Below are 25,209 nucleotides of genomic sequence, written 5' to 3'. Positions count from 1 at the left end.
TAGTAGACCAGAGTGGCGTCCTACCCGATAGCGCTCATCGCCTGTCAGTCTGCGGCAGGCTTTTGTTCGCTGAGCTTGTCGGCCAGGCGTACGAATGCGGCCAGGTCGAGTTGCTCGGGACGCAGGCTGCCATCGACGCCGGCGGCTTCGATTTCGGCATTGCTCAGCAGCAGCTTGAGGGTGTTGCGCAGGGTTTTGCGGCGCTGGTTGAAAGCTTCGCGCACGACGCGTTCCAGCAGGCGGTGATCCTTGGCCGGGTGTGGCAGTACCGCGTGGGGTACCAGGCGCACGATGGCCGAATCGACTTTCGGCGGCGGGTTGAACGCGCCAGGGCCGACGTTGAACAGGTGCTCGACCCGGCAGTGGTACTGAACCATGATCGACAGACGGCCCCAGTCACCACCACCCGGGCCGGCAGCCAGGCGCTCGACCACTTCCTTTTGCAGCATGAAGTGCATGTCGCGAATCAGGTGCGAGTTGTGCAGCAGGTGAAAAATCAGCGGCGTGGAGATGTTGTACGGCAGGTTGCCGACCACACGCAGGCTGCCTGGCGCGGCATTGAGGCTGTTGAAGTCGAACTTCAGCGCATCGCCCTGATGCAGGTTGAAGTTGCTCTTGCCGGCAAACTGCTGGTTGAGGATCGGGATCAGGTCCTTGTCCAGCTCCACCACATCGAGTTGCGCGCCGCTGCTGAGCAGGCCTTGGGTCAGCGCGCCCTGCCCCGGGCCGATTTCCAGCAGGCGGTCTTCTGACTTGGCATGAATGGAACGCAGGATGCGGTCGATAACGCCGGCATCGTGCAGGAAGTTCTGGCCAAAGCGTTTGCGCGCCTTGTGTTGGTAGTGCTCGGTCATAAACGGGTCTCGGCCATCTGGTAGGCGGTTTCCAGGGCGACTTGCAGGCTGCCGGTGTCGATCTTGCCGCTGCCGGCCAGGTCCAGGGCGGTGCCGTGGTCGACCGAAGTGCGGATGATCGGCAAGCCAAGGGTCACGTTGACTGCCGCGCCGAAGCCTTTGTACTTCAGCACCGGCAGGCCCTGGTCGTGGTACATCGCCAGCACCGCATCGCAGTGCTCCAGATATTTGGGGGTAAACAGAGTGTCGGCGGGCAGGGGGCCACGAAGGTCCATGCCCTCGCCGCGCAGGCGCTCTAATGTGGGTTCGATGATATCGATTTCTTCATGGCCCAGATGTCCGCCCTCGCCGGCGTGGGGGTTGAGCCCGCAGACCAGGATGCGTGGCTGGGCGATGCCGAACTTGTTTTGCAGGTCGGCGTGCAGGATTCGCGTGACGCGTTCCAGGCGCTCCGGCGTGATTGCATCGGCAATCTCGCGAAGGGGCAGGTGAGTGGTCACCAGAGCCACGCGCAAGCCGCGTGTGGCCAGCATCATCACCACTTGCGCGGTGTGGGTCAGGTCGGCGAGAAATTCCGTGTGCCCGGAAAAGGCGATCCCGGATTCGTTGATCACACCTTTGTGCACCGGCGCGGTAATCATGCCGGCAAAATCCCCGCTCAGGCAGCCCTGGCCGGCCCGGGTCAGGGTTTCCAGAACGAAGGCAGCGTTGGCCTTGTCCAGTTGCCCGGCGACGACCTTGGCATTGAGCGGTGTATCCCAGACATACAGGCTGTTGGCTGGCGCGGGTGCATCCGGCCAGTTGTCCGGTGTGACCGGCAGCAAGTCGACTTCCACGCCCAGTTGCGCGGCCCGCTCTATGAGCAGGTCGCGGCTGGTAATGGCAATCAGGGGGTGAGGCTGGGCTTGCGAGGCGAGCAGCAGGCACAGGTCGGGACCTATGCCGGCCGGTTCACCGGGTGTCAGCGCGAAACGTTGGGGTTTCACTGCGCTGCCTGGTCGGCGCCAGGGAGTTTGATTTCAACGTACGCTTCGTCACGGATCTGACGCAGCCAGGTCTGCAGCTCTTCGTCGTATTTGCGGTTACGCAAAACGGTCATTGCTTGCTGCTCGCGAGCCTGTGAGGTGCTGTCGGTGGCGCGACGGCCAAGGACTTCCAGGACATGCCAGCCGTATTGAGTCTGGAACGGCTTGGACAGCTGACCTTGCGGGGTCTTGGCCATCACTTCGCGGAACTCGGGCACCAGTGCGTTCGGGTCGATCCAGTTCAGGTCGCCGCCGTTGAGGGCGGAGCCTGGGTCTTCCGAGTAGCTTTTCGCCAGCTCGCCGAAGTCTTCGCCAGCCTCTATACGGCTGTAGAGCGAATCCGCCAGGGCCTTGGTTTTTGCTTCGTCGCGAATCGGACTCGGCTTGACCAGGATGTGGCGAACATGCACTTCGTCGCGCATCTGGGTCTGGCCGCCACGCTTTTCGAGGACCTTCAGGATGATGAAGCCGCCCGGGGTGCGCATTGGCTGGGTGACATCACCCACCGGCATGGTGCTCAGCAGGCGATCGAACGGCGGAGGCAATTGAGCGGCTTTACGCCAGCCCATGTCACCACCTTCCAGTGCGGTTTCGCTGGCGGACTTGGCGATTGCCAACTGACCGAAGTCAGCGCCTTGCTTGAGTTGCTGGTAAATCGCATCGGCCTGCCTGGCTGCATTCTGAATCGCATCGGAGTTGGCGCTTTCCGGCGTAGGAATCAGGATGTTGGCCAAGTGGAACTCTTCGGACAGCTGCATTTTGCCCAGGTCGGATGCCAGGAAGTTCTTCACTTCCTGCTCGGAGACCTGAATGCGTTCGGCGACCCGACGCTGGCGTACACGGCTGATGACCATTTCGCGGCGAATCTGCTCACGTGCGTCGTCGTAGGACAAACCGTCGCGAGTCAGGGCGGCACGGAACTGCTCGACCGACATGTTGTTGCGCTGGGCAATGGTGCCGACAGCCTGGTTCAACTCTTCGTCGGTAATGCGGATGCCGGAGCGCTCGCCGATCTGCAATTGCAGGTTTTCGACGATCAGGCGCTCAAGTACCTGCTGCTCCAGCACGCTGGCCGGCGGCACGGCAGAGCCGCGCTTGGCAATGGTTTGCTGGACTTCATGAACCCGTTGGTCCAGTTGGCTCTGCATGACCACGTCGTTGTCGACGATGGCCACCACTTTATCGATGGACTGTACGGCGGCGCTCGCCGCCGTACTCAGGAACAGCGCGCCCAGCATCAGCGGGCGCAGACAATCAGAAAGCTTGGTCTTCACGTTCACGATAACCTTGAATGCCTTTGTCGAGGAAGCTCTCTACCTTGGCGCCAGTCAGGCCGCCGAGTCCCTTCAGAACAATTTGGAGGAAGACGCCATGGTCGCCTTTTTCGTTTTGCGGTGCTTCCTGACTGAACTCGTCATAGGCGACCCAGTAACGGTTGATCAGGCGCAGTTTCCAGCAGCAGTTGTCGTACTCGAAGCCACCGAAGGCTTCCAGGGTACGATTGCGGTTGTAGTCATACTGCCAACGGCTGATGGCATTCCATTGCGGCACGATCGGCCAGATCACCGAGAAGTCGTGCTGTTCGATCTTGTAGTAATCCTTCACGTAGCCAGGCTGGCCAGGGGTGCCGTAGTCACCGCCGCCCACGCTCCATTGACCGGTGTTCTGGTCGTAACGGACCTGGTCATTGCGATAGCGATAGCCGGCGTTGATCACCTTGTTCGGGTTGTCTTCAGGCTGGTAGTGGAACATCGCGCTGCCCGAGCGAGGGCTGCGGCTGTCCGGGTCCCAGTTGTAGTCGGCCGTGGTACGCCAGTCGCGGTTCCAGCGATATTCGTATTCCAGGGCGTAAGGCGAAACGTTGGCTTGCGTATCCTTGCGGGTTTTTGCATCGATACCCGGCAACTGAACTTCGCGGTCCTTGAAGTACAAGGCCTGGCCGACGCTGAGGCGTTGACGTTCGAAGCCATTGTCTTCGATCCAGCGGCTGGTCACACCCAGGGACAGTTTGTTCTCGTCACCAACACGGTCGGAGCCGGAGAAGCGGTTGTCACGGAACAGCGACGCATAGTTGAAGGTGTATTCGCTGGTATCGAATACCGGGATGTCTTCCTGGTCGACCTCGGGCACGTACAGATAGAACAGGCGCGGTTCGAGGGTCTGGCGGTAGTTCTTGCCGAAATACTGGGTATTGCGATCGAAGTACAGGCCGCTGTCGATGCTGGCGATTGGTACGCCGCGGTTCTGGTTGCTGTCAAACGTTCCCAGGAGCCTGTCCTGTTCTGCGGTCTGATTCGCAATCTGACCTTTGCCAGTGCTGTCCAGGTCCAGTTGGTACTGGGTGTACTGGTACTTGAGCTTCGGTTTCAGGAAACCGTACGTCGTATTCATCGGCAAGCTGATGGCGGGCGCGAGATTCAGGCGGTCGCCATTGGCGCGAGCCAGACCTTGAACGTTGTTATCGAGACGGGGAGAGCCGACGCCGTCTTCGTCAAAGTATGTTCCGCTCTGCAGATCCCGGTCAAACCGCACGAGTTCGGTGTTGTACGTGAAGTCCAGGCCTTCCGGATGATAAGGCAGCATGCCATCAAGGGTGAGCTGCGGCAGGCGGTCGTACGGCGTAATGTTCGACACGCTTGCCAGTTCGTATGCTTGGGCGTTCACGCGAGCGGAATAGCTGTCGCCACGATAGGTGACGGAGCCCTGCTGGTTCACGTAGTCGTTGCTTTTTATGCCAATCTGGTCGGTCTGCAGATCCTGGAAGTAATACGGATCGCTGATCTTGGTGTAGTCGACTTGCGTGAGCACTCGCGAGTCGAGACCACCCTTGTGCTGCCAGTTGTACATGTAGCGGGTTTTTTCGGCGTCGCTCTGCTTGTCGCGTTCGTCGCTTTCGTCGTTGAGGTACGCCGCACCGAACTGGCCTTCGCTGGACTTGGTCAGGTAGCGGAATTCGCCTTCCATCAACAAGCCGTGCTTTTCCATGTAGCGCGGGTACAACGTGGCATCGTAGTTCGGCGCCAGGTTGAAGTAGTACGGGGTGACCAGCATGAAGCCGGTATCGCTGCCGGTGCCAATGGTCGGCGGCAGGAAGCCGGACTGGCGACGGTCGTCGATCGGGAAATAGATGTACGGCGTGTACAGGACCGGAATGTCCTTGACCCGTAGCGTCACGTTGGTCGCCGTGCCGAAACCGGTGGCCGGGTTCAGGGTGATGTTGTTGCCCTTGAGCTGCCAGGCGTTGCTGTTCGGTTCGCACGTGGTGTACGTACCATCCTTGAGGCGGATGATCGCGTTCTCGGCACGTTTGGCGTACAGCGCATTACCGCGGATGCGGGATTTGTGCATCACGTATTCGGCGTTGTCGACCTTGGCTTCACCGGTGTCGAGCTGCACGTCGGCGTGGTCGCCGACGATCAGTGCGCCATTGTCGCGAATGCGCACGTTGCCGTTCAGTTCGCCACGGCTTTCGGCCTGGTACAGGTTGGCTTCGTCGGCTTCGACCTGCATGCTGCCCTGACGCATGACAACGTCACCGGCCAGGGTCGCAACTTGCTCATCCTGCTTATAGCGGGAGGCTTTTGCGCCGATAAAGGTTGGAGCGTCACTTTTATTCGTCTTGTCATCCATGCCAGGACGAATCGGTTCGATATAGGAACCAGAGCAATAAGGACCGGTTTCGGCCAATTGTGCGGCGGTGAGCTGCTCGCGGGGAACCCAGTCGAGGTGACTGTAGTCTGCGCTACGCGACTTCAGGCCACGGCCTTTGGATTCGGTGACCAGCACCGGCTTGGCGCCGGTGTCCTCGCTGGAGCCGTTCTCGGCCGGGGCTTCGCCGGTGGCGGAAACTGCGCTGCCGTCATGGACAGGGCGCGGTGGCAATGCCGCCGCCGGTGTCTTTGGCGCACAGTCCCAGGAACCCGAAGCAGAGACTGAGCAGTCAAACTGTTCCGCGGCGACCACGTAGGAAGTGGCAAGGGGTTGCAGCGCCAGCAAACTGCCGGTAACCAACAACGGAAATTTTTTACGAAACGCGGGGGATTTCAATGCCATCTTATTAGTCCGGGCTTCCTGCGTGCCATCTGCCCGCGGTGTGGGCCGCACGCCTCTCGATGGTCTGAAAAAGATGCTGGATAATAAAGCATGACCCGCTTGACGGCTAGCGCCGTCGGAGACCCTTGCAATGCCTGATCAAGATGTACGCTTGCAACACCTGAAAGTTTGGCTCGATGAGCAATTGGCGACCCTTTTTGCCGAGCAGGGCTGGGGCGTCGTACCCCCGGCCACGTTGACTACGGCCAGCAGCGATGCGAGTTTTCGGCGGTATTTCCGCTGGGAAGGCGGTGACAAAAGTTTCATCGTGATGGACGCGCCGCCGCCCCAGGAAAACTGCAAACCCTTCGTGGATATCGCCTTTTTGCTGGCGAAATCCGGAATAAATGTGCCGAAAATTTATGCCGAAGACCTCGAGCGCGGCTTTCTTTTGCTCAATGACCTGGGCAACAAGACCTATCTGGACGTCATCGACAGCGAAAACGCCGACGATTTGTTCACGGATGCCCTGCAAGCGTTGCTGGCTTTCCAGCAGTTGCCGATGGTTGCGCCTCTGCCGAGTTATGACGTGGCCTTGCTGCGTCGCGAACTGGAGCTGTTCCCCGAGTGGTACGTGAAGCGCGAACTGGGCATCGAATTCGACGCGGCGCAACAAGTACTCTGGCAGCAGGTCAGTGAACTGTTGATCGACAGCGCCCTGGCACAACCAAAAGTCCTGGTGCATCGCGACTACATGCCGCGCAACCTGATGCTCAGCGAGCCCAATCCCGGTGTGCTGGATTTCCAGGATGCGGTGTATGGCCCGGTGACCTACGACGTGACCTGCCTGTTCAAGGACGCATTCCTCAGCTGGCCCGAGGAACGCGTGCACGGCTGGCTCGAAAGCTACTGGCAGCAAGCGGGTGCCCTGGGGATTCCGGTTCAGCCCGACTTCGAGGACTTCCTGCGTGCCAGCGACTTGATGGGCGTGCAACGTCACCTGAAAGTCATCGGCATTTTCGCGCGCATCTGCCATCGCGACGGCAAACCGCGTTATCTGGGTGATGTGCCACGTTTCTTTGCGTACATAGAGGCGGTGATCGCTCGCCGCCCTGAACTGGCCGGGCTGGATGTGTTGCTGGCCAGTCTGCGTGCCGGAGTGAAAGCATGAAGGCAATGATTCTGGCCGCGGGCAAAGGCGAGCGCATGCGCCCGCTGACCCTGACCACGCCAAAACCTCTGGTTCGTGCAGGCGGCGTGCCGCTGATCGAGTATCACCTGCGAGCGTTGGCTGCTGCCGGGTTCACCGACATCGTGATCAATCACGCCTGGCTCGGTCAGCAGATCGAAGACTATCTGGGCGATGGTTCGCGTTATGGCGTGAGCATTCAGTACTCGGCCGAAGGTGAGCCCCTGGAAACCGGCGGCGGGATTTTTCGCGCGTTGCCGTTGCTGGGGGATGAAGCGTTTGTCGTGGTCAACGGAGACATCTGGACCGATTACGACTTCAGCGTGCTGCATCAGCCCATCAACGGCCTGGCGCACCTGGTGCTGGTCAGCAACCCGCCCCATCATCCGGGCGGGGACTTCAGCCTGGTCGAAACGCAGGTGCGCGACGGTCAGCCAGAGGTTGGCACCCTGACCTACAGCGGTATCGCCGTGTTGCATCCGCAATTGTTCGACGGCTGCACTTTGGGGGCCTTCAAGCTCGCGCCGCTGTTGCGCAAGGCCATGGCTGACGGTCAGGTGACTGGCGAGCAGTTGAGGGGGCACTGGGTCGATGTCGGCACTCACGAGCGTCTGGCCGAAGTTGAAACATTAATAGAAGCGAGCCGCTGACATGCTGTGGCCAGGGACTCTGATCGGAGCCGGAGCAGGCTTTGCCATAGCCAGCATTCCGGGGGCCATTCTCGGCGCGTTGTTGGGGCAGGCGCTGGACCGGCGCTTGCACCTGCAGAGCTGGGGACACTTGCGGGAAAAACTGGGCGGTCGCCCGGTGCTGCGTAACGATGAATTGCTGTTTGTCCTGTTGGGGCGTCTGGCCAAGTGTGACGGCCAGGTGATGGCCGGGCACATCGAGCAGGCACGGGCGGAAATGCGCTCGCTGGAGATGTCCGAGTCGGCCCAGCGTCGTGCGATTGCCGCGTTCAATCGCGGCAAGTCGGGCCGCGACCGGTTGCGCGGTTATCTGCGTCGCCTGAGTGCCCAGCCCCATGCGGCGGAAGGCGTATTGCGCGCCTGTTGGCGAATGGTCTGGGCCGATGGTCGTGCCGGTAGCAGTGAACGTAAACTGATCGGCCAATGGGGCAAATGGTTGGGCTGGACGCCCCATCAGGTGCAGGCGTTGGCCCACGACTATGAGCCGCAGAAACGGCCATTGGGCAACAGCGTGCCCAGTTATCAGGACGCGTTGAGGCTTTTGGGGGTGTCGGCCACTACTGAGCCAGCGCAGATCAAGCGTGCTTACCGGCGCCTGCTCAGTCGCCATCATCCGGACAAGATTGCCGGCAGTGGCGCGACGGCGATGCAGGTTCGTGAGGCCACCGAGCGAACGCGTGAACTGCATAACGCCTATACGCTGATTCGGGAGCGGCGGGATTTTCGCTAGCTAGTGCTACTGCTATCGCGAGCAAGCTCGCTCCCACAGGTTTTGTGTCGTGCGCAATTTTGTGATCGGCATAAAACCCGTGGGAGCGTGGCTTGCCCGCGATGATCGCGCCTCGGTCTGTCAGCCCGCCGGGTTCTGCGGATTCAACCAGCCCCGCACCCGACGGAACAGTTGCTCCTGTTCGGCCTTGGTATCCGGCAACGCCTTGAGCGCGACCTGGTTGAATGTCGATGACTTCAGGCGTTTGCTGGCCTGCAGGCGCTCCAGTGCTGCGTTGCGATCCAGCGCTTTGTCCTTGTAGAAAATATCCGCGGTCGGCAGTTTCAGGGTCGGGGTCAGCTCTGCCAGCCCGGGCGTGGCCGCCACAGGTGTCCGGGCGGCAACCATCACCAGTTTTTCGACCTGCGATGGCTGCTTCTCGTTCAGGTAGCGCGCGGCCCAATAGGCGCCGGAACCATGCCCCAACACCACGATACTGCGGGCGCTTTGCTGTTCGGCGAAGGCGATTGCGGCGTCGATCCGGGCAAAGATGCGCTCGGCATCTGCCTTGGACTGTTCTTCGGTGGTTTCGGCAATGGGCTTGTCGGCCACATCGGCCTCGCCACCGGCCACCTGTTCGATAGGGGCTGCGGTGGTCGAGTCTTTACTGCCGGTTTCGGCGGGCTTGGGAGCCGGCGCTGCTTCGACGATTCGTGGCGCAATGGCATCGCTTTGCAGGTCCGGCAAGGTGATACTCAGGCTGCTCCACTCGGCATCCGGCAGTTTGCGCCGCAAAGGGCCGACCGCTTGCGGCCAGTCAACGGTTTCGCCGGCGCCCGGGATGATAATCACCGCGCCTTCGGGTTCGGCCGTATTGGCCGGTTTCCACAAGGCCAGAAACGTGTCGGCGCCAGCTTGCAGTTGTTGCTGTTCCTGAGCCGGGATCTTTCGTTCAAGTGCAGTCGCTTCTTCCTGACTACGCTCAGGCAGCGGTTGGCGTTCGAGTGGTTTTTCTTCGGCGGTTTTTTCCTCCGCGGCGGGCGCCGGGTCGGCCGCCTTGACGGAAAAAGCGCAAGGCAGGATCAGCGACAGGCACAATGCTGGCAGTGCCAGGCGGTAGACAGGGGGCATCGGATATTCCAGGCCAGAAGATGTTCCGGCAGCCTAATGGGTTGGTCAGTATTTGTCAGTGTGTGAGAGTTCAATGATGCGTTTTCGCTGCCTTTGGGTTATCGGCTGTTTGTGGTTTCCCTTGATGGGCTGGGCGGCCGCCGCGCCTCCGGCGCCCGTTGTCCAACTGTCCCTGAAACAACAGCACTGGCTGGCGCAGCAGGGCGAGTTGCGGGTCGGCCTGGTGTTGCAGGTGCCCTATGCGCAATACGATCGACGCTTGCAGCGCCTGTCCGGGGTGAACGTCGAGTTGATGAAGTGGCTGGCAAAAAACCTCAATGTCGAACTGAGCTGGCGCAGTTTTCCCGATCTTGAGCAATTGGAAGCCGCTGCCCGCGAAGGCGAAATCGACATCGCCCCGGGGCTGACCCAGACCCCTGGCGGGCTGCGCCTCTGGCAGTTTTCCGACCCCTACATGCGGGTGCCGCAATTGGTGGTCAGCGATCAGAAAAGCGCTGGCACGGTCGAGCTGGAAAAACTCGACAGCCAGACCCGCGTCGCCGTGCGCATGCCCAGTGCCATCGCCGATTACCTGCGCGGCAACTACCCGCACCTGAATCTGCAAGGCGTACCGATGGAGCGCCAGGCATTGCAATTATTGGTCGGCCAGCAGGCGGCTTATGCGGTGATCGATGAGGCGCAGCTGGGACGCTTGTCGGTCGAGCCGGAGTTCGCCGGGTTGGTGGTGGTGGGGGATGTCGGTCTGCCGCAGTTGCTGCGGGTGGCCACGCTACGTGGCAAGCCGGAACTGGCGGGCATCGTCGAAAGTGCACTGCGGGCGATCCCGGCCAAGGATCTGGAACAACTGCACAATCAATGGCTGCAACCCAAGTATCCGCGCCTCACCGAGTCGCCGGGGTTTTGGCAAAATCTCTGCCTGTTGCTGGCCGTGCTGGCGTTGAGTTGCATGGCCATTGTGGTCTGGCAGCGTCGCCAGCAGCACAACCTGGAGCAGCGCCTGTCGGCCGCGCAAGAAGACATTGCCTTGCGCGCCGCTAGCGAAGAGGCCTTACGGCTCACCCAGTTTTCCATCGACCAGAGCACCGTCGGCATCCTCTGGGTCAACTGGGACAGCCATGTGCGCTACGCCAACCGTGCGGCGGAAAGCATGCTGGGCTATCCGGCCGGCGGGATCATCGATCGACCCCTGATCGACTTCGAGCCTGGCCTGCACATGGACCGTTGGCTGAACCTGTGGAAGCGCGCCCGGGCCAGTGAAGACGGCCCGCAAAGCTTCGAATCCAATTGCGTGCGGGCCGATGGCAGCATCCTGCCGGCCGATGTCTCGTTGAGTTTCCTGCGTTTTCGCGATGGCGAATACCTGGTGGTTTACCTCAACGATGTCACCGAGCGGCGTCGCGCCCTGGCGGCCTTGCAGGAAAGCGAGGCGCGGCTGCAAGGCATCGCCGCCAACGTTCCGGGACTGGTTTTCCGGCTGGAGCGGGCGCCGGTGACCGGTCAGATCGACTTTGCCTACATCAGCGAAGGCAGCGAAAGCCTGGTGGGTTACTCGCCGGCCACGCTGGCGCATCGCGATAAAGGTCTGCGCAGCCTCGTGCATCCGGATGACAAGGCCAGCTATCACCGGACCCAGGATCATGCGCTGGATACCGACAGCGATTGGTCGTGGCAGGGGCGAATCCTTACGCGTCAGGGCGAGCAGCGCTGGGCGGAAATCAAGGCCATCACCCGTCGGCTGGAAGACGGCGCCTATGTCTGGGACGGGATCGTCTGGGACATCAGTGAGAGCAAGCGCATCGAACTTGAACTGGCCAGCTCCCGGGAGCAACTGCGTGAGTTGTCCGCGCACCTGGAAAGCGTGCGCGAAGAAGAAAAGGCGCGCATCGCACGGGAAGTTCACGACGAGTTGGGTCAGATGCTCACGGTATTGAAGCTGGAAACGTCCATGTGCGAACTGGCCTACGCGCAGCTTGATCCGGGTCTGAACGAACGCTTGAACAGCATGAAACGCTTGATCGCTCAGTTGTTTCAGTTGGTCCGTGATGTGGCCACGGCATTGCGACCGCCGATTCTCGACGCTGGCATCGCCTCGGCCATAGAGTGGCAGGCCCGCCGATTCGAGGCGCGCACGCAGATCCCGTGTCTGGTGCAGGTGCCGGACAACTTGCCGGTGCTCAGCGATGCGAAGGCAATCGGCCTGTTTCGAATCCTTCAGGAAGCGCTGACCAATGTCATGCGCCATGCACAGGCGCATACTGTCGAACTGACACTGGTGCTGGAAGGCGACGAGTTGTGTCTGACGGTCAGCGATGATGGCGTAGGATTTGTCGCCGCGCCTGGCAGGCCAACGTCCTTTGGGATCGTCGGCATGCGTGAGCGAGTGTTGATCCTGGGCGGCGAGTTGTCGCTGGAGAGTGAGCCGGGTGAGGGCACGACGTTAGAAGTGCGAGTGCCGCTGGACGAAGCCTGAAGAATTTGTGGTGTCTGTGCTGACGCTTTCGCGAGCAAGCCCGCTCCCACATTGGCTTTGAGTCGTTCACAAATCCCCTGTGGGAGCGAGCCTGCTCGCGAATGATCTTGAATCTGGAGAAGAACGTGATCCGTGTACTGGTAGCCGAAGACCACACCATTGTCCGTGAAGGCATCAAACAGTTGATCGGCCTGGCCAAGGACTTGCTGGTAGTGGGGGAGGCGAGCAATGGCGAGCAGTTGCTCGACACCTTGCGTCATGTACCCTGCGAAGTGGTGTTGCTGGATATCTCCATGCCGGGCGTCAACGGCCTGGAAGCGATTCCGCGGATTCGCGCCTTAAACAATCCACCGGCGATCCTGGTGCTGTCGATGCATGACGAAGCGCAGATGGCCGCGCGGGCGTTGAAGGTCGGGGCTGCCGGTTATGCGACCAAGGACAGCGACCCGGCACTGTTGCTGACAGCCATTCGCAAGGTGGCGTCAGGCGGGCGTTACATCGATCCGGAACTGGCCGACCGCATGGTTTTCGAGGTCGGTCTTACCGACTCGCGTCCACTGCACTCGTTGCTCTCCGAGCGCGAATTCTCCGTGTTCGAACGCCTGGCCCAGGGCGCCAACGTCAATGACATCGCCCAGCAACTGGCGTTGAGCAGCAAGACCATCAGCACCCACAAGGCGCGGCTGATGCAGAAGCTCAACATCACCTCGCTGGCGGAACTGGTGAAGTACGCGATGGAGCACAAGCTGCTCTAAAGCACACCGCTGTACCTTTGGGAGCGAGCTTGCTCGCGATGGCGGTTTGTCAGGCAATACATGTATTGACTGGTCGGGCCTCATCGCGAGCAAGCTCGCTCCCACAGGGATCTCCATCAGTCATTGAGCCGTGCACATATCCAATAACGACGTGCCTGACGAGCCGCCTTTGCCGTGACTTGCGGCTTGCAGCCGACCACTCGCCGCTGCGTTTGCCAAAACGCGCCATCCTTGTAGGGCAATCCCTACCCCCAACCTTCCATCCGGCTGAGGCCAATCTCTCTTGCGCCCCGATTTGCGCGGTCCCCAGCGTCCACTAGGCTTAGTCCCACAGCAGTCATCAATAACAAAGGTGTGGGTATGAGCCAGGTCGATTCAAGCGCAGGGGCCAATGATGTTCTGGTCAGCTTTCGTGGAGTGCAGAAGAGCTACGACGGCGAGAACCTGATCGTCAAGGACCTCAACCTGGACATTCGCAAAGGCGAATTCCTCACATTGCTCGGGCCGTCCGGCTCCGGCAAGACCACCAGCCTGATGATGCTCGCCGGCTTCGAAACGCCGACCGCGGGCGAAATCCTGTTGGGCGGGCGCGCCATCAACAACGTGCCGCCGCACAAGCGCGACATCGGCATGGTGTTCCAGAACTACGCATTGTTCCCGCACATGACGGTGGCCGAGAACCTGGCGTTCCCGCTGACCGTGCGCGGCATGAACAAGAGCGACGTGAGTGCCCGGGTCAAGCGCGTGCTGAGCATGGTCCAGCTCGATGCCTTCGCCCAGCGCTACCCGGCGCAGCTTTCCGGCGGTCAGCAACAGCGTGTGGCATTGGCCCGTGCGCTGGTGTTCGAGCCGCAACTGGTGCTGATGGACGAACCCCTTGGCGCACTCGACAAACAACTGCGTGAACACATGCAGATGGAGATCAAGCACCTGCACCAGCGCCTGGGCGTCACCGTGGTCTACGTGACCCACGATCAGGGCGAAGCCTTGACCATGTCCGACCGTGTGGCGGTGTTCCATCAGGGCGAAATCCAGCAGATCGCTCCGCCGCGCACCCTCTACGAAGAACCGAAGAACACCTTCGTCGCCAACTTCATTGGCGAGAACAACCGCCTCAATGGCCGTCTGCACAGCCAATCCGGCGACCGTTGCATTGTGGAACTCGGGCGCGGTGAGAAGGTGGAAGCCTTGGCGGTCAACGTTGGCCAGACCGGCGAACCGGTGACCCTGTCCATTCGTCCGGAGCGAGTGAGCCTCAATGGCTCCAGCGACCAATGCGTCAACCGCTTCTCCGGGCGAGTCGAGGAATTCATCTATCTGGGCGACCACGTCCGGGTTCGCATGGAAGTCTGCGGCAAGACCGACTTCTTCGTGAAACAGCCGATTGCCGAGCTTGATCCCTCGCTCGCCGTCGGCGACGTGGTACCGCTTGGATGGCAGGTCGAGCACGTTCGCGCACTCGATCCTCTTTTAGAGGCGCATTGATCGCCCCGGCAACACCAACACCAACCCTGCACGTGGAGAGAACAATAAATGTTGAGATCCCTGAAATTCACCGCTTTGGCACTGGGCATGATGGGCGCGGCACACGCAATGGCGGCCGGCCCGGACCTGACCGTGGTGTCCTTTGGCGGCGCGAACAAGGCGGCTCAGGTCAAAGCCTTCTACGCACCCTGGGAAGCGGCAGGCAACGGCAAGATCGTGGCCGGCGAGTACAACGGCGAAATGGCCAAGGTCAAGGCCATGGTCGACACCAAGAGCGTGTCCTGGGATCTGGTAGAGGTTGAATCGCCGGAACTGTCCCGTGGTTGCGACGAAGACATGTTCGAGCAGCTTGATCCAAAGTTGTTCGGCAAGACCGAAGACTACGTCAAGGGCGCCATCCAGCCTTGCGGCGTGGGTTTCTTCGTGTGGTCGACCGTGCTGGCCTACAACGCCGACAAGCTGAAAAGCGCACCGACCAGTTGGGTGGATTTCTGGGACACCAAGCAGTTCCCGGGCAAGCGTGGCCTGCGTAAGGGCGCCAAGTACACCCTGGAATTCGCACTGATGGCCGACGGCGTTGCGCCGAAAGACGTCTACAAAGTGCTGGCTGGCAAGGACGGTCAGGACCGCGCGTTCAAGAAACTCGATGAGCTCAAGCCGAACATTCAGTGGTGGGAAGCCGGCGCACAACCGCCGCAATACCTCGCTTCCGGTGACGTGGTCATGAGCTCGGCCTACAACGGTCGTATCGCTGCCGTGCAGAAAGAAAGCAACCTGAAAGTCGTGTGGAACGGCGGCATCTACGACTTCGACGCATGGGCCATTCCAAAAGGTCTGGATGCCAAACGCGCTGAAGCTGCGAAGAAGTTCATCGCCTACTCGGTAATGCCTCAGCAGCAGAAGACCTATTCGGAAAACATCGCCTACGGCCCGGCCAACACCCAGGCCGTACCCTTGCTGGCCAAGGAAGTCCTGAAAGACATGCCGACCACCCCGGAAAACATCGCCAACCAGGTGCAGATCGACGTCAGCTTCTGGGCTGACAACGGCGAGCAACTGGAACAGCGCTTCAACGCCTGGGCTGCGAAGTAATCCTTCGCCTGTAGGAGCTGCCGAAGGCTGCGATCTTTTAACTTTGCCTTTCCAAGATCAAGAGATCGCAGCCTCGTTGCACTCGACAGCTCCTACAGCGGCAGGTGTGTTTCATGAGTGTTGATGTAATGCGGCATCACCGTGGGTGGTGCCGCCCATTCAAAGATTCCCGGAGTACGTCATGGCTATCGCCGTTCCCCTGAACGAGGGCACCAGCCCCACCTTGAAGCAGCGGCTCAAGCACGCCGAGCGGGTCAACCGCTGGAAGGCCCAGGCGTTGATCGCGCCGCTGGTGCTGTTTCTGTTGCTGGTGTTCCTGGTGCCGATCGTGGCGCTGCTCTACAAAAGCGTTGGCAACCCGGAAGTGGTCGGCGGCATGCCGCGCACCGTGACTGCCATCGCCAGTTGGGACGGCCGCGGCCTGCCCGCTGAACCGGTTTACAAAGCAGCGGCCGAAGACCTCGCCGAGGCTCGCAAGAATCAGACCCTGGGCGATCTGTCCAAGCGCCTGAACATGGAGCTGGCCGGCTACCGCAGCCTGCTGACCAAAACCGCCCGCGCCTTGCCGCTCGCCACTGAACCAGCCTCCTATAAAGAAGCGCTGGAAGGTCTCGATGAGCGTTGGGGCGACCCGGCCTACTGGCAAGCGGTGCGTCGCAACACCAGTAGCATCACCCCATATTACCTGCTGGCGGCTGTCGATCACCGCATCGACGACCTTGGCGAAATCGCTCCGGCCACCCCGGATCAGGCGATCTACCTCGACATCTTCGCCCGCACCTTCTGGATGGGCCTGGTCATCACCGTGATCTGCCTGGTGCTGGCGTATCCCCTGGCTTACCTGCTGGCGAACCTGCCGTCGCGCCAGAGCAACCTGCTGATGATCCTGGTGCTGCTGCCGTTCTGGACCTCGATCCTGGTACGAGTTGCGGCGTGGATCGTGTTGCTGCAATCGGGTGGCCTGATCAACAGCGGCCTGATGGCCATGGGCATCATCGATAAGCCGATCGAGCTGGTGTTCAACCGCGTCGGTGTCTACATCTCCATGGTGCACATCCTGCTGCCGTTCATGATCCTGCCGATCTACAGCGTGATGAAGGGCATCTCGCCGACCTACATGCGCGCCGCGATTTCCCTCGGCTGCCATCCGTTCGCCAGCTTCTGGCGGGTGTACTTCCCGCAGACCTATGCCGGTGTCGGCGCCGGTTGCCTGTTGGTGTTCATCCTCGCCATCGGCTACTACATCACCCCGGCATTGCTGGGCAGCCCGAACGATCAGATGGTCAGCTACTTCGTCGCCTTCTACACCAACACCAGCATCAACTGGGGCATGGCGACCGCACTCGGTGGGCTGCTGTTGCTCGCGACGGTCGTGCTTTATCTGATTTACAGCTGGCTGGTGGGCGCGAGCCGCCTGCGCCTGAGCTAAGGGGAGAACGAAATGCTGAGTCCTTATATGTCGCCCATCGAACGGGTGTGGTTCTACAGCTTGCGGATTCTCTGCGGCTTGATTCTGTTGTTCCTGATCCTGCCAGTGCTGGTGATCATTCCGCTGTCGTTCAACTCCGGCAGTTTCCTGGTGTACCCGCTGCAAGGCTTCTCGCTGCAGTGGTATCACGATTTCTTCGCTTCGGCGGAATGGATGCGCGCCCTGAAGAACAGCATCATCGTCGCCCCGGCGGCCACGGTGCTGGCCATGATCTTCGGTACGCTGGCGGCCATCGGCCTGACCCGGGGCGACTTCCCCGGCAAGGCGCTGGTGATGGCGCTGGTGATTTCACCGATGGTGGTGCCGGTGGTGATCATCGGTGTGGCCAGTTACCTGTTCTTTGCTCCGTTGGGGCTGGGCAACAGCTTCTTCTCGCTGATCGTGGTGCATGCGGTATTGGGTGTGCCGTTCGTGATCATTACCGTGTCCGCGACCTTGCAGGGGTTCAACCACAACCTGGTGCGGGCCGCTGCGAGCCTGGGCGCTTCGCCGCTGACCACGTTCCGCCGGGTGACCTTGCCACTGATTGCACCGGGCGTGATCTCCGGTGCGCTGTTTGCCTTCGCGACTTCGTTCGATGAGGTGGTGGTGACGCTGTTCCTCGCCGGACCCGAACAAGCGACCTTGCCACGGCAGATGTTCAGCGGCATCCGCGAAAACCTCAGCCCGACCATCGCCGCCGCCGCGACGCTGCTGATTGCCTTCTCGGTAATCCTGCTGCTGACCCTGGAATGGCTGCGTGGGCGTAGCGAGAAACTGCGTACCGCGCAGGTTTAACGGACCATCTCATTCCCTGTGGGAGCGAGCTTGCTCGCGATAGCGGACTGTCAGTCGACATCAATAGTGACTGTCACTGCGCCATCGCGAGCAAGCTCGCTCCCACAGTGGTTTTTGGTGTTCCCGGAAACCTGGGTCATTCACCGCCTGAATGGCAGACAAACCCCAATCCCCAGCTACTATTGTGCCCAGCTCCCCTACCTATAAGAGGCTGCGCACATGAGTATTTCCTCTTTCAAAATCGCTCACAAACTGATCACCGGCGCAGGTGCCATCGAGCAGCTGTCTGCCGAGCTTACGCGTCTGGACATCGACAACCCGCTGATCGTCACCGATGCCGCCCTAGTCAAGTCCGGCACGGTAGAGCTGGCACTGGCGCAGCTGGGCGAACGCAGTTACGAGATTTTCGACCGGGTGCTGCCGGACCCGGAAATCGCCATCGTCGAAGATTGCATGCAGGTCTATCGCGACGGTGGGCATGACGGCTTGATCGGCCTCGGCGGCGGCAGTGCCATCGACATTGCCAAGAGCGTGGCGGCCTACGCCGGGTACCACGGTGCGCTGGAGGATCTGTTCGGTATCAATCAGGTCCCGCGCAAAGGCCCGCCGCTGATCGCCATTCCGACCACGGCTGGCACCGGCTCGGAAGTGACCAACGTCGCCATCCTTTCCGACAAGGTCGCGCAACTGAAGAAGGGCATTGTCAGCGACTACCTGTTGCCGGATGTGGCGCTGGTCAGTCCGCAAATGACCCTGACCTGTCCGCGCAGCGTCACGGCGGCCAGCGGCGTCGATGCGCTGGTGCACGCTATCGAGTCCTATCTGTCGGTCAACGCCTCGCCCATTACCGATTCTCTGGCCATCGGCGCCATCAAGTTGATCGCCAAGGCTTTGCCCAAGGCCTACGCCAACCCGTCGAACCTGCAAGCCCGGGAAGACATGGCCACTGCCAGCCTGATGGCCGGCATGGCGTTCGGCAATGCCGGGGTTGGCGCGGTGCATGCGCTGGCGTACCCGCTGGGCGGGCGTTTCAACATTGCCCATGGGGTCAGTAATGCCTTGTTACTGCCTCATGTCATGACCTGGAACAAGATGGCCTGCATCGAACGCATGCAGGATATCGCCGAGGCCATGGGCGTGAAGACCGCTCACTTGAGCATCAACGACGCGGCCGACAAAGCCGTGCAAGCCATGACCGAACTGTGTGCCTCCGTGGAAATTCCCCAGGGCTTGCGCAGTTTCGGTGTGCCCGAGGATGCCATCCCGTCTATGGCCGTGGAAGCGGCGGGGATCGAGCGCTTGATGCGCAACAATCCGCGCAAATTGAGTGCCGCCGATATCGAAAAGATCTATCGCGCGGCGTACTAGGGCCCCTGCCGTCGATGGATGATGGCAAGGTCCAATCATCGCGCTCACGGTGCGCGCTTCAAAGCATGAGGTATACAATGCGCGCCATCGTGATTCTGCTCAGAAAAGGTGCGTCATGCAGCCCTTCGTAATTGCTCCGTCGATTCTCTCCGCCGACTTCGCCCGCCTGGGTGAAGAAGTGGACAACGTCCTGGCCGCTGGCGCCGACTTCGTGCACTTCGATGTCATGGACAATCACTACGTGCCCAACCTGACCATCGGCCCGATGGTCTGCGCGGCGCTGCGCAAGTACGGCGTGACCGCGCCGATCGACGCGCACCTGATGGTCAGCCCGGTGGACCGCATCGTCGGCGACTTCATCGAAGCCGGCGCTACTTACATCACCTTCCACCCGGAAGCCACGCAGCACATCGACCGCTCCCTGCAATTGATCCGCGAAGGCGGCTGCAAGTCGGGCCTGGTGTTCAACCCGGCGACCCCGCTGGATGTGCTCAAGCACGTCATGGACAAGGTCGACATGATCCTGTTGATGAGCGTCAACCCGGGCTTCGGCGGGCAGAAGTTCATCCCCGGCACCCTCGACAAGCTGCGTGAAGTGCGGGCGCTGATCGATGCGTCGGGCCGTGACATTCGCCTGGAAATCGACGGCGGCGTGAACGTGAACAATATTCGTGAAATCGCCGCGGCCGGGGCTGATACCTTCGTCGCCGGCTCGGCCATTTTCAATGCGCCGAACTATCAGGAAGTCATCGACAAGATGCGTTCCGAACTGGCGCTGGCTCGCCCATGAGTGGTTTTGAGCAGCTATTCCCGGGGCAACTGCCGCGGCTGGTGATGTTCGATCTGGACGGTACATTGATCGACTCGGTCCCGGACCTGGCAGTGGCTGTGGACAAGATGCTGCTCAAACTCGGTCGTAAGCCCGTCGGTCTGGAAGCGGTACGCGAATGGGTCGGCAACGGCGCGCCGGTATTGGTGCGTCGTGCGCTGGCTGGCGCTATCGATCATTCGGCGGTCGATAACCACGAGGCCGAACGGGCGCTGGAGTATTTCATGCAGGCTTATGGCGAGAGCCATGAGTTGACCGTGGTTTACCCCGGCGTGCGCGACACCCTCAAATGGCTGCAAAAGCAGGGCGTCGAGATGGCGCTGATCACCAACAAGCCGGAACGTTTCGTCGCGCCGCTGCTGGATCAGATGAAAATCGGCCGTTATTTCCGCTGGATCATCGGCGGTGACACCCTGCCACAGAAAAAGCCCGATCCGGCCGCGCTGTTTTTCGTGATGAAAATGGCCAACATTCCGGCTTCGCAGTCGTTGTTTGTCGGCGATTCGCGCAGCGATGTGCTGGCGGCGAAAGCGGCGGGGGTCAAGTGCGTGGCCCTGAGCTACGGCTATAACCACGGTCGCCCAATTGCCGAAGAATCGCCGGCAATGGTGATCGACGACCTGCGCAAACTAATTCCCGGTTGCCTGGATCCGGCCGCTGAGATAACGTTGGCCGACGCTGTCAAACCCCCTTCTGGAAACGCCATCGTGGTGGTCACTCGCAAACTCTGGATGAAAGTCATCAAGGCCCTGGCCCGCTGGCGTTGGCGCGCCTGACTTGATCCTGGCCGGTTTCCGGCGCGTTTGCATACCTGACTGTTCGACCCTCAAGCCACGAGGCACCTCATGATCCGCGAAGAATTCCTGCGCTTGGCCGCTGCCGGCTACAACCGCATCCCGCTTGCCTGCGAAACCCTGGCCGACTTCGACACGCCGCTGTCGATCTACCTGAAGTTGGCCGACGAGCCCAATTCCTACTTGCTGGAGTCCGTACAGGGCGGCGAGAAGTGGGGCCGTTACTCGATCATCGGCCTGCCGTGCCGTACCGTGATGCGGGTTCACGATCATCACGTCAGCGTGACCGTCGACGGCGTCGAGACCGAAAGCCACGACGTGGAAGACCCACTGGCCTTCGTCGAAGCCTTCAAGGCGCGCTACAACGTGCCGACCATTGCCGGCCTGCCGCGCTTCAATGGCGGCCTGGTGGGTTACTTCGGTTATGACTGCGTGCGTTATGTGGAAAAGCGCTTGGGCAAATGCCCGAACCCGGACCCGCTGGGCGTACCGGACATTCTGTTGATGGTGTCCGATGCGGTGGTGGTGTTCGATAACCTGGCCGGCAAGATGCACGCCATCGTCCTGGCCGACCCGGCGCAGGAAGACGCCTTCGAACAAGGTCGCGCGCGTCTGGAAGAGTTGCTGGAAAAACTCCGTCAGCCGATCACCCCACGCCGTGGCCTGGACTTCAGCAAGCAACAATCGGCTGACCCGGTGTTCCGCTCCAGCTTTACCCAGAGCGATTACGAAAAAGCCGTCGACACCATCAAGGAATACATCCTGGCCGGTGACTGCATGCAGGTCGTGCCGTCCCAGCGCATGTCGATCGACTTCAAGGCAGCACCCATCGATCTGTACCGTGCGCTTCGCTGCTTCAACCCGACGCCTTACATGTACTTCTTCAACTTCGGCGACTTCCACGTCGTCGGCAGTTCGCCGGAAGTGCTGGTGCGGGTCGAAGACAACCTGATCACCGTGCGCCCGATTGCCGGCACCCGTCCGCGGGGCGCCAACGAAGAGGCCGACCTGGCGCTGGAAAAAGACCTGCTGTCGGACGACAAGGAAATCGCCGAACACTTGATGCTGATCGACCTCGGTCGCAACGACACCGGTCGCGTATCGGAAATCGGTTCGGTGAAGCTCACCGAGAAAATGGTGATCGAGCGTTACTCCAACGTGATGCACATCGTGTCCAACGTCACCGGGCAACTGAAAGCAGGGCTGACGGCAATGGACGCACTGCGGGCGATTCTGCCGGCGGGCACCTTGTCCGGTGCGCCGAAGATTCGCGCGATGGAAATCATCGACGAACTGGAGCCGGTCAAGCGTGGCGTCTACGGCGGTGCGGTCGGTTACTTCGCCTGGAACGGCAACATGGACACCGCCATTGCGATCCGCACGGCGGTGATCAAGAACGGCGAACTGCATGTGCAGGCCGGTGGCGGCATCGTCGCCGACTCGGTGCCGGCGCTGGAATGGGAGGAAACCCTGAACAAGCGCCGCGCGATGTTCCGCGCCGTTGCCCTGGCTGAACAGACCCCGGAAAGCTGAGTTCACCACAAAGACCTCACCACCATAAAAAAACGCGGCGCCTGTGAGGGCGCCGCGTTTTTTATTGGCTGCACATCAGAAGTCCAGCGCAACACCTACGTTGATGCCCTGTTGGGTGAAGTCGTCGTCCTTGCGGATGTTGTAGCTGGCGCGCAGTGCCAGGTCCCGGGTGAGGTTGTGGCTTACCCCAAGGTTCACACGTTGCAAGTGACTTTGCGGGGTGTAGCCTTCCAGCGTGAACTGGTTGTTTGGCAGGCTGTTGAGGTTGATGTCCACGTCCTGGGTATCGTCGTTGTACTCACGCTCGATTGCCGCTTCGCCGAACACCTGGGTTTGCGGGGTGATCTGGTATTTGCCCTGCAGGCCAGCACCCAGGCGCCGGGAAATACGCTCCTGATCGGCGAAGGTCAGCGCCGTGGAATTGTTGCCGTCCTCCGAGTAACCATCGACTTGTACCTTGGAGAAGTCGGCGCTGACAAACGGCGACAGGTGCCAAGGGCTGCTGGCTTGTTGCGCAATGTCGTAACCCACGCGTGCGCTGAAGGCTTCGACGTAACCGCTGGTATCGCCTTTTTCGCCGCGTTCGTTGACGCCCAACTGGAATTTACGCTTGAGGCTGTCGTAATCCAGATGCCCGGCCGTCAACGCCGCGTCAGCCCACACACGGTTTTGCTGGTACTGGGCGAATGCCGTGCCCAGGTAAGTGTTGAGCTTGTAGTCGGAGTCGTTGTTGCCGGCTTCGAGTTTCTGGTTGTAGAAACCGGCCACCAGACCAACACGCCAGGCATCGTCGAGACGATAGCTGCCACCAATGTTCAGGTTGGCTCCGTTACCGTCGGCGCTTGCCACGCTGTCCTGGCCGTCAAAGTCCTGATGCTGTCCGCCGCCGGAAACAATGGCTCGCCATTGGCCGACGCCTTGCCAGTTTTCCCAATCGGCCAGCCACTGGTTGCGCAATTCATCCTGATGCGCACGCACGGTGCCCTGGGCCATTTCCGGCAGCAGGGTCAGCTCCCACGGCGCCGCCAGCAGGGAATACGCGTAATCGGCAATCAGGCGCTGCCCGGCTTCGGTGGGGTGCACCGAGTCGTTGTAGATCAGCCTGGTCGGGTCCGGCGTGGCGCTGTTGATGCCGTAGCGGGCGTTCTCGGTACAACCGTTGCCGCTGAAGCAGGTGGTGATGAGGTTCTGGTCGGTGGCCAGGCCAAACTGTGCCGGGTTGGCGAACGTCTCTTTGAGCAGTACCGGAATGTTGAGCGGGATGACTTCGGCATTGATGTTTTGCAGTCGGCTTACCAGTTCAGTGTTGAACTGGGCGCTGAGTTGGGATGTGAACGCTTGCAGCGGGGTGCCGTTGAACGCCGGGGTAAAGCCGATATCGGGCAGCAACCAGACCATGACGTATCTGGCGCCGGCGGTTTGCAGCGTCTGCACGCTGTCGGCCAGGCGGTCGGCGGCGGCACTGGCCTGTGGCAGGCTGGTGACGCGTCCTTGCAGGAAGTCGTTACCGCCACCCGACAGGTAATACAGTGCGTTCGGGTCGGCACGGAAGTTATTGGATGGAAGATAGCCGGCCCGGGTGCGTTCACCGGTGGCGGAGATGCTGGTAATCGAATCAAGAATCTGGTCGGTACGGTAGCCGCCTACAGCCCAGTTGTTACCATCAGGCAGGCCTTCGTTGGCGCGAACTGCTGAAGCAGAGGATGCCGTCTGATCCGCTGAAAACCCCAGTTTCCCACCCAGAATCTGTGTGGAGTTGAGCGAGCGGACTTCGCCGCTGCCATCCAGGTACACCGGCCCCGTCCGGTTGGTGAAGCGCTGTGTTGCCCCGGCAGGTCCGCCCGTGTCGGCAAAGGTCCCTGCATCGTTGAGGCTGTCCCCGAAGACAACGAAATTTGTATAAGGATTGGGTGCGGCGTTCGCCTGGGCGCATGCGATCGCGAGCAAGCATCCTGCGAGCGGTACAAACAACGACTGTTTGATCATGAGCAAGTCCGTTTATTTATTGTTTTAGTTAACGAAACGACAGTACCAAAAACTTCCGGCCTTTTGCCATCTGTCGCGAAGCCTTTGATAGTTTCACGGGCAGCACCCCCGGCGATATTGCGCGCTCTGCCCAGCTAAGTTACTGTGCCGGGACGTACGAACGAGACCTTCCCCGTGTTGATCATCAGTAAACTCCTGGATCAAGTCATCAAGGCACACGCCCGCTGGCGTTGGCGCGCCTGAATTCTTTTGCCGGCCTCGCCGGACCTGTACCGCTTTGCCTTCTTTACCTGTTTGAAATGCCGCTTTGCTGGCGCTACACCGGCACCTGACAAAGCGCAGCACCCTGCGGGTAAATCATTCGAAGGCCATCTTTAAAGTCAGTGAGTTCAAGAGGTTCTAAACGCCATGTTGCTGATGATCGATAACTACGACTCCTTTACCTATAACGTTGTGCAGTACCTGGGCGAGCTCGGCTCCCAGGTCAAGGTCGTGCGCAACGATGAACTGACCATCGCTGAAATCGAAGCCCTCAACCCTGAGCGCATCGTTGTGTCCCCCGGTCCTTGCACCCCGACCGAAGCCGGCATCTCGATTGAAGCGATCAAGCATTTCGCCGGCAAACTGCCGATTCTTGGCGTCTGCCTCGGCCACCAGTCCATCGGCCAGGCCTTTGGCGGTGATGTGGTGCGCGCCCGTCAAGTGATGCACGGTAAGACTAGCCCGGTATTTCACGAGGACAAGGGTGTATTCGAAGGCCTGAATCGTCCGCTGACGGTCACCCGCTATCATTCATTGATCGTCAAGCGCGAAACCCTGCCCGATTGCCTGGAGCTGACCGCCTGGACCCAGCTCGAAGACGGCTCGGTCGACGAGATCATGGGCCTGCGTCACAAGACTCTGAACATCGAAGGCGTGCAGTTCCACCCTGAGTCGATCCTCACCGAACAGGGCCACGAACTATTTGCCAACTTCCTCAAACAAACCGGCGGCACGCGCTAA

Annotated in this window: 20 protein-coding genes; 14 read left to right on the top strand and 6 right to left on the bottom strand. The window is 60.7% G+C overall.

All coding sequences use genetic code 11. The annotated features are described in order from the left end of the window. Positions 1-44: 44 nt before the first annotated feature. From rsmA to AC3IP0_RS25815, 4 genes are read right to left on the bottom strand one after another with little or no spacing between them, the layout of a single operon-like run. The gene (gene rsmA, locus AC3IP0_RS25830) at positions 45-854 is read right to left on the bottom strand and encodes a 16S rRNA (adenine(1518)-N(6)/adenine(1519)-N(6))-dimethyltransferase RsmA (RefSeq protein WP_489317433.1); all 810 of its coding nucleotides are present in this window, start codon (positions 852-854) and stop codon (positions 45-47) included. Beyond that, on the bottom strand, positions 851-1,840 hold the full coding sequence (pdxA, locus tag AC3IP0_RS25825) for a 4-hydroxythreonine-4-phosphate dehydrogenase PdxA (protein ID WP_489326187.1): 990 nt from the start codon (positions 1,838-1,840) through the stop codon (positions 851-853). Before pdxA ends, rsmA begins: the two co-directional genes overlap by 4 nt. Beyond that, positions 1,837-3,153 carry a peptidylprolyl isomerase SurA gene (surA, locus tag AC3IP0_RS25820; RefSeq protein WP_489326186.1) on the bottom strand — a complete coding sequence of 439 codons (1,317 nt, stop codon included), beginning with the start codon at positions 3,151-3,153 and terminating at the stop codon, positions 1,837-1,839. The genes pdxA and surA overlap by 4 nt, the downstream gene beginning before the upstream one ends. Then, entirely contained in the window at positions 3,134-5,932 is a 2,799-nt protein-coding gene (locus tag AC3IP0_RS25815; RefSeq protein ID WP_489326185.1) for an LPS-assembly protein LptD, read from the bottom strand. Before AC3IP0_RS25815 ends, surA begins: the two co-directional genes overlap by 20 nt. Before the next feature lie 130 nt (positions 5,933-6,062). Between AC3IP0_RS25815 and AC3IP0_RS25810 the strand changes: the two genes are divergently transcribed. From AC3IP0_RS25810 to AC3IP0_RS25800, 3 genes are read left to right on the top strand one after another with little or no spacing between them, the layout of a single operon-like run. Further along, positions 6,063-7,082, top strand: coding sequence for an aminoglycoside phosphotransferase family protein (locus AC3IP0_RS25810; protein WP_489326184.1), 1,020 nt, complete (start codon positions 6,063-6,065; stop codon positions 7,080-7,082). Then, positions 7,079-7,750 carry an N-acetylmuramate alpha-1-phosphate uridylyltransferase MurU gene (gene murU, locus AC3IP0_RS25805; RefSeq protein ID WP_489326182.1) on the top strand — a complete coding sequence of 224 codons (672 nt, stop codon included), beginning with the start codon at positions 7,079-7,081 and terminating at the stop codon, positions 7,748-7,750. The genes AC3IP0_RS25810 and murU overlap by 4 nt, the downstream gene beginning before the upstream one ends. Before the next feature lies 1 nt (position 7,751). Next, a complete protein-coding gene (locus AC3IP0_RS25800; RefSeq protein ID WP_489326181.1) occupies positions 7,752-8,519 on the top strand; it encodes a TerB family tellurite resistance protein in 768 nt (255 codons plus the stop codon). Between the two features lie 120 nt (positions 8,520-8,639). Here AC3IP0_RS25800 and AC3IP0_RS25795 read toward each other — a convergent pair whose 3' ends face one another. Then, the gene (locus AC3IP0_RS25795) at positions 8,640-9,629 is read right to left on the bottom strand and encodes an alpha/beta hydrolase family protein (RefSeq protein WP_489326180.1); all 990 of its coding nucleotides are present in this window, start codon (positions 9,627-9,629) and stop codon (positions 8,640-8,642) included. 73 nt (positions 9,630-9,702) lie between these two features. Here AC3IP0_RS25795 and AC3IP0_RS25790 point away from each other — a divergent pair, with 73 nt between their 5' ends. The 10 genes from AC3IP0_RS25790 (at position 9,703) to trpE (ending at position 22,221) form a co-directional block, all read left to right on the top strand. After that, the gene (locus AC3IP0_RS25790; RefSeq protein ID WP_489317425.1) at positions 9,703-12,099 is read left to right on the top strand and encodes a PAS domain-containing sensor histidine kinase; all 2,397 of its coding nucleotides are present in this window, start codon (positions 9,703-9,705) and stop codon (positions 12,097-12,099) included. Positions 12,100-12,200: 101 nt separating this feature from the next. Further along, the gene (locus AC3IP0_RS25785) at positions 12,201-12,854 is read left to right on the top strand and encodes a response regulator (RefSeq protein WP_007993216.1); all 654 of its coding nucleotides are present in this window, start codon (positions 12,201-12,203) and stop codon (positions 12,852-12,854) included. Between the two features lie 360 nt (positions 12,855-13,214). After that, positions 13,215-14,339 (top strand): ABC transporter ATP-binding protein, encoded by a 1,125-nt coding sequence (locus AC3IP0_RS25780; RefSeq protein WP_489317424.1) that lies wholly within the window; start codon positions 13,215-13,217, stop codon positions 14,337-14,339. Between the two features lie 48 nt (positions 14,340-14,387). After that, the gene (locus AC3IP0_RS25775; protein ID WP_489317423.1) at positions 14,388-15,431 is read left to right on the top strand and encodes an ABC transporter substrate-binding protein; all 1,044 of its coding nucleotides are present in this window, start codon (positions 14,388-14,390) and stop codon (positions 15,429-15,431) included. A gap of 181 nt (positions 15,432-15,612) precedes the next feature. Continuing rightward, positions 15,613-16,860: an ABC transporter permease gene (locus AC3IP0_RS25770; protein ID WP_095964075.1), complete on the top strand. Its 1,248-nt coding sequence runs from the start codon at positions 15,613-15,615 to the stop codon at positions 16,858-16,860. 12 nt (positions 16,861-16,872) lie between these two features. Next, positions 16,873-17,697: an ABC transporter permease gene (locus tag AC3IP0_RS25765; RefSeq protein ID WP_489317422.1), complete on the top strand. Its 825-nt coding sequence runs from the start codon at positions 16,873-16,875 to the stop codon at positions 17,695-17,697. Positions 17,698-17,916: 219 nt separating this feature from the next. After that, entirely contained in the window at positions 17,917-19,065 is a 1,149-nt protein-coding gene (locus AC3IP0_RS25760) for an iron-containing alcohol dehydrogenase (RefSeq protein WP_489326177.1), read from the top strand. A gap of 115 nt (positions 19,066-19,180) precedes the next feature. Then, a complete protein-coding gene (gene rpe, locus AC3IP0_RS25755) occupies positions 19,181-19,855 on the top strand; it encodes a ribulose-phosphate 3-epimerase (protein WP_150725211.1) in 675 nt (224 codons plus the stop codon). Beyond that, positions 19,852-20,670 carry a phosphoglycolate phosphatase gene (locus AC3IP0_RS25750; protein ID WP_489317420.1) on the top strand — a complete coding sequence of 273 codons (819 nt, stop codon included), beginning with the start codon at positions 19,852-19,854 and terminating at the stop codon, positions 20,668-20,670. Before rpe ends, AC3IP0_RS25750 begins: the two co-directional genes overlap by 4 nt. 69 nt (positions 20,671-20,739) lie before the next feature. Beyond that, positions 20,740-22,221 (top strand): anthranilate synthase component I, encoded by a 1,482-nt coding sequence (gene trpE / locus AC3IP0_RS25745; protein ID WP_489317419.1) that lies wholly within the window; start codon positions 20,740-20,742, stop codon positions 22,219-22,221. A 75-nt stretch (positions 22,222-22,296) separates the two neighbouring features. On the opposite strand, the gene estP is transcribed toward trpE, so the two are convergent. Beyond that, complete coding sequence (gene estP, locus AC3IP0_RS25740) at positions 22,297-24,207, bottom strand: esterase EstP (protein WP_489317418.1); 1,911 nt, start codon at positions 24,205-24,207, stop codon at positions 22,297-22,299. Positions 24,208-24,615: 408 nt separating this feature from the next. On the opposite strand from estP, the gene AC3IP0_RS25735 reads away from it, so the two are divergent. Further along, the gene (locus tag AC3IP0_RS25735) at positions 24,616-25,209 is read left to right on the top strand and encodes an aminodeoxychorismate/anthranilate synthase component II (RefSeq protein WP_007906885.1); all 594 of its coding nucleotides are present in this window, start codon (positions 24,616-24,618) and stop codon (positions 25,207-25,209) included.

The sequence above is a fragment of the Pseudomonas sp. GL_103 genome (assembly GCF_057835175.1).
The sequence above is the reverse complement of the archived record's forward strand: the minus strand, read 5'-3'. Positions and strand labels throughout refer to the sequence as shown.

Excerpts from the sequence above, each read along its gene's own strand:
- rpe (WP_150725211.1), top strand. The coding sequence starts at position 19,181 with ATGCAGCCCTTCGTAATTGCTCCGTCGATTCTCTCCGCCGACTTCGCC.
- AC3IP0_RS25815 (WP_489326185.1), bottom strand. The coding sequence starts at position 5,932 with ATGGCATTGAAATCCCCCGCGTTTCGTAAAAAATTTCCGTTGTTGGTT.
- AC3IP0_RS25780 (WP_489317424.1), top strand. The coding sequence starts at position 13,215 with ATGAGCCAGGTCGATTCAAGCGCAGGGGCCAATGATGTTCTGGTCAGC.
- AC3IP0_RS25735 (WP_007906885.1), top strand. The coding sequence starts at position 24,616 with ATGTTGCTGATGATCGATAACTACGACTCCTTTACCTATAACGTTGTG.
- AC3IP0_RS25785 (WP_007993216.1), top strand. The coding sequence starts at position 12,201 with ATGATCTTGAATCTGGAGAAGAACGTGATCCGTGTACTGGTAGCCGAA.
- AC3IP0_RS25770 (WP_095964075.1), top strand. The coding sequence starts at position 15,613 with ATGGCTATCGCCGTTCCCCTGAACGAGGGCACCAGCCCCACCTTGAAG.
- AC3IP0_RS25775 (WP_489317423.1), top strand. The coding sequence starts at position 14,388 with ATGTTGAGATCCCTGAAATTCACCGCTTTGGCACTGGGCATGATGGGC.
- AC3IP0_RS25790 (WP_489317425.1), top strand. The coding sequence starts at position 9,703 with ATGATGCGTTTTCGCTGCCTTTGGGTTATCGGCTGTTTGTGGTTTCCC.
- estP (WP_489317418.1), bottom strand. The coding sequence starts at position 24,207 with ATGATCAAACAGTCGTTGTTTGTACCGCTCGCAGGATGCTTGCTCGCG.
- AC3IP0_RS25750 (WP_489317420.1), top strand. The coding sequence starts at position 19,852 with ATGAGTGGTTTTGAGCAGCTATTCCCGGGGCAACTGCCGCGGCTGGTG.
- AC3IP0_RS25765 (WP_489317422.1), top strand. The coding sequence starts at position 16,873 with ATGCTGAGTCCTTATATGTCGCCCATCGAACGGGTGTGGTTCTACAGC.
- AC3IP0_RS25760 (WP_489326177.1), top strand. The coding sequence starts at position 17,917 with ATGAGTATTTCCTCTTTCAAAATCGCTCACAAACTGATCACCGGCGCA.
- rsmA (WP_489317433.1), bottom strand. The coding sequence starts at position 854 with ATGACCGAGCACTACCAACACAAGGCGCGCAAACGCTTTGGCCAGAAC.
- AC3IP0_RS25800 (WP_489326181.1), top strand. The coding sequence starts at position 7,752 with ATGCTGTGGCCAGGGACTCTGATCGGAGCCGGAGCAGGCTTTGCCATA.
- AC3IP0_RS25795 (WP_489326180.1), bottom strand. The coding sequence starts at position 9,629 with ATGCCCCCTGTCTACCGCCTGGCACTGCCAGCATTGTGCCTGTCGCTG.
- trpE (WP_489317419.1), top strand. The coding sequence starts at position 20,740 with ATGATCCGCGAAGAATTCCTGCGCTTGGCCGCTGCCGGCTACAACCGC.
- AC3IP0_RS25810 (WP_489326184.1), top strand. The coding sequence starts at position 6,063 with ATGCCTGATCAAGATGTACGCTTGCAACACCTGAAAGTTTGGCTCGAT.
- murU (WP_489326182.1), top strand. The coding sequence starts at position 7,079 with ATGAAGGCAATGATTCTGGCCGCGGGCAAAGGCGAGCGCATGCGCCCG.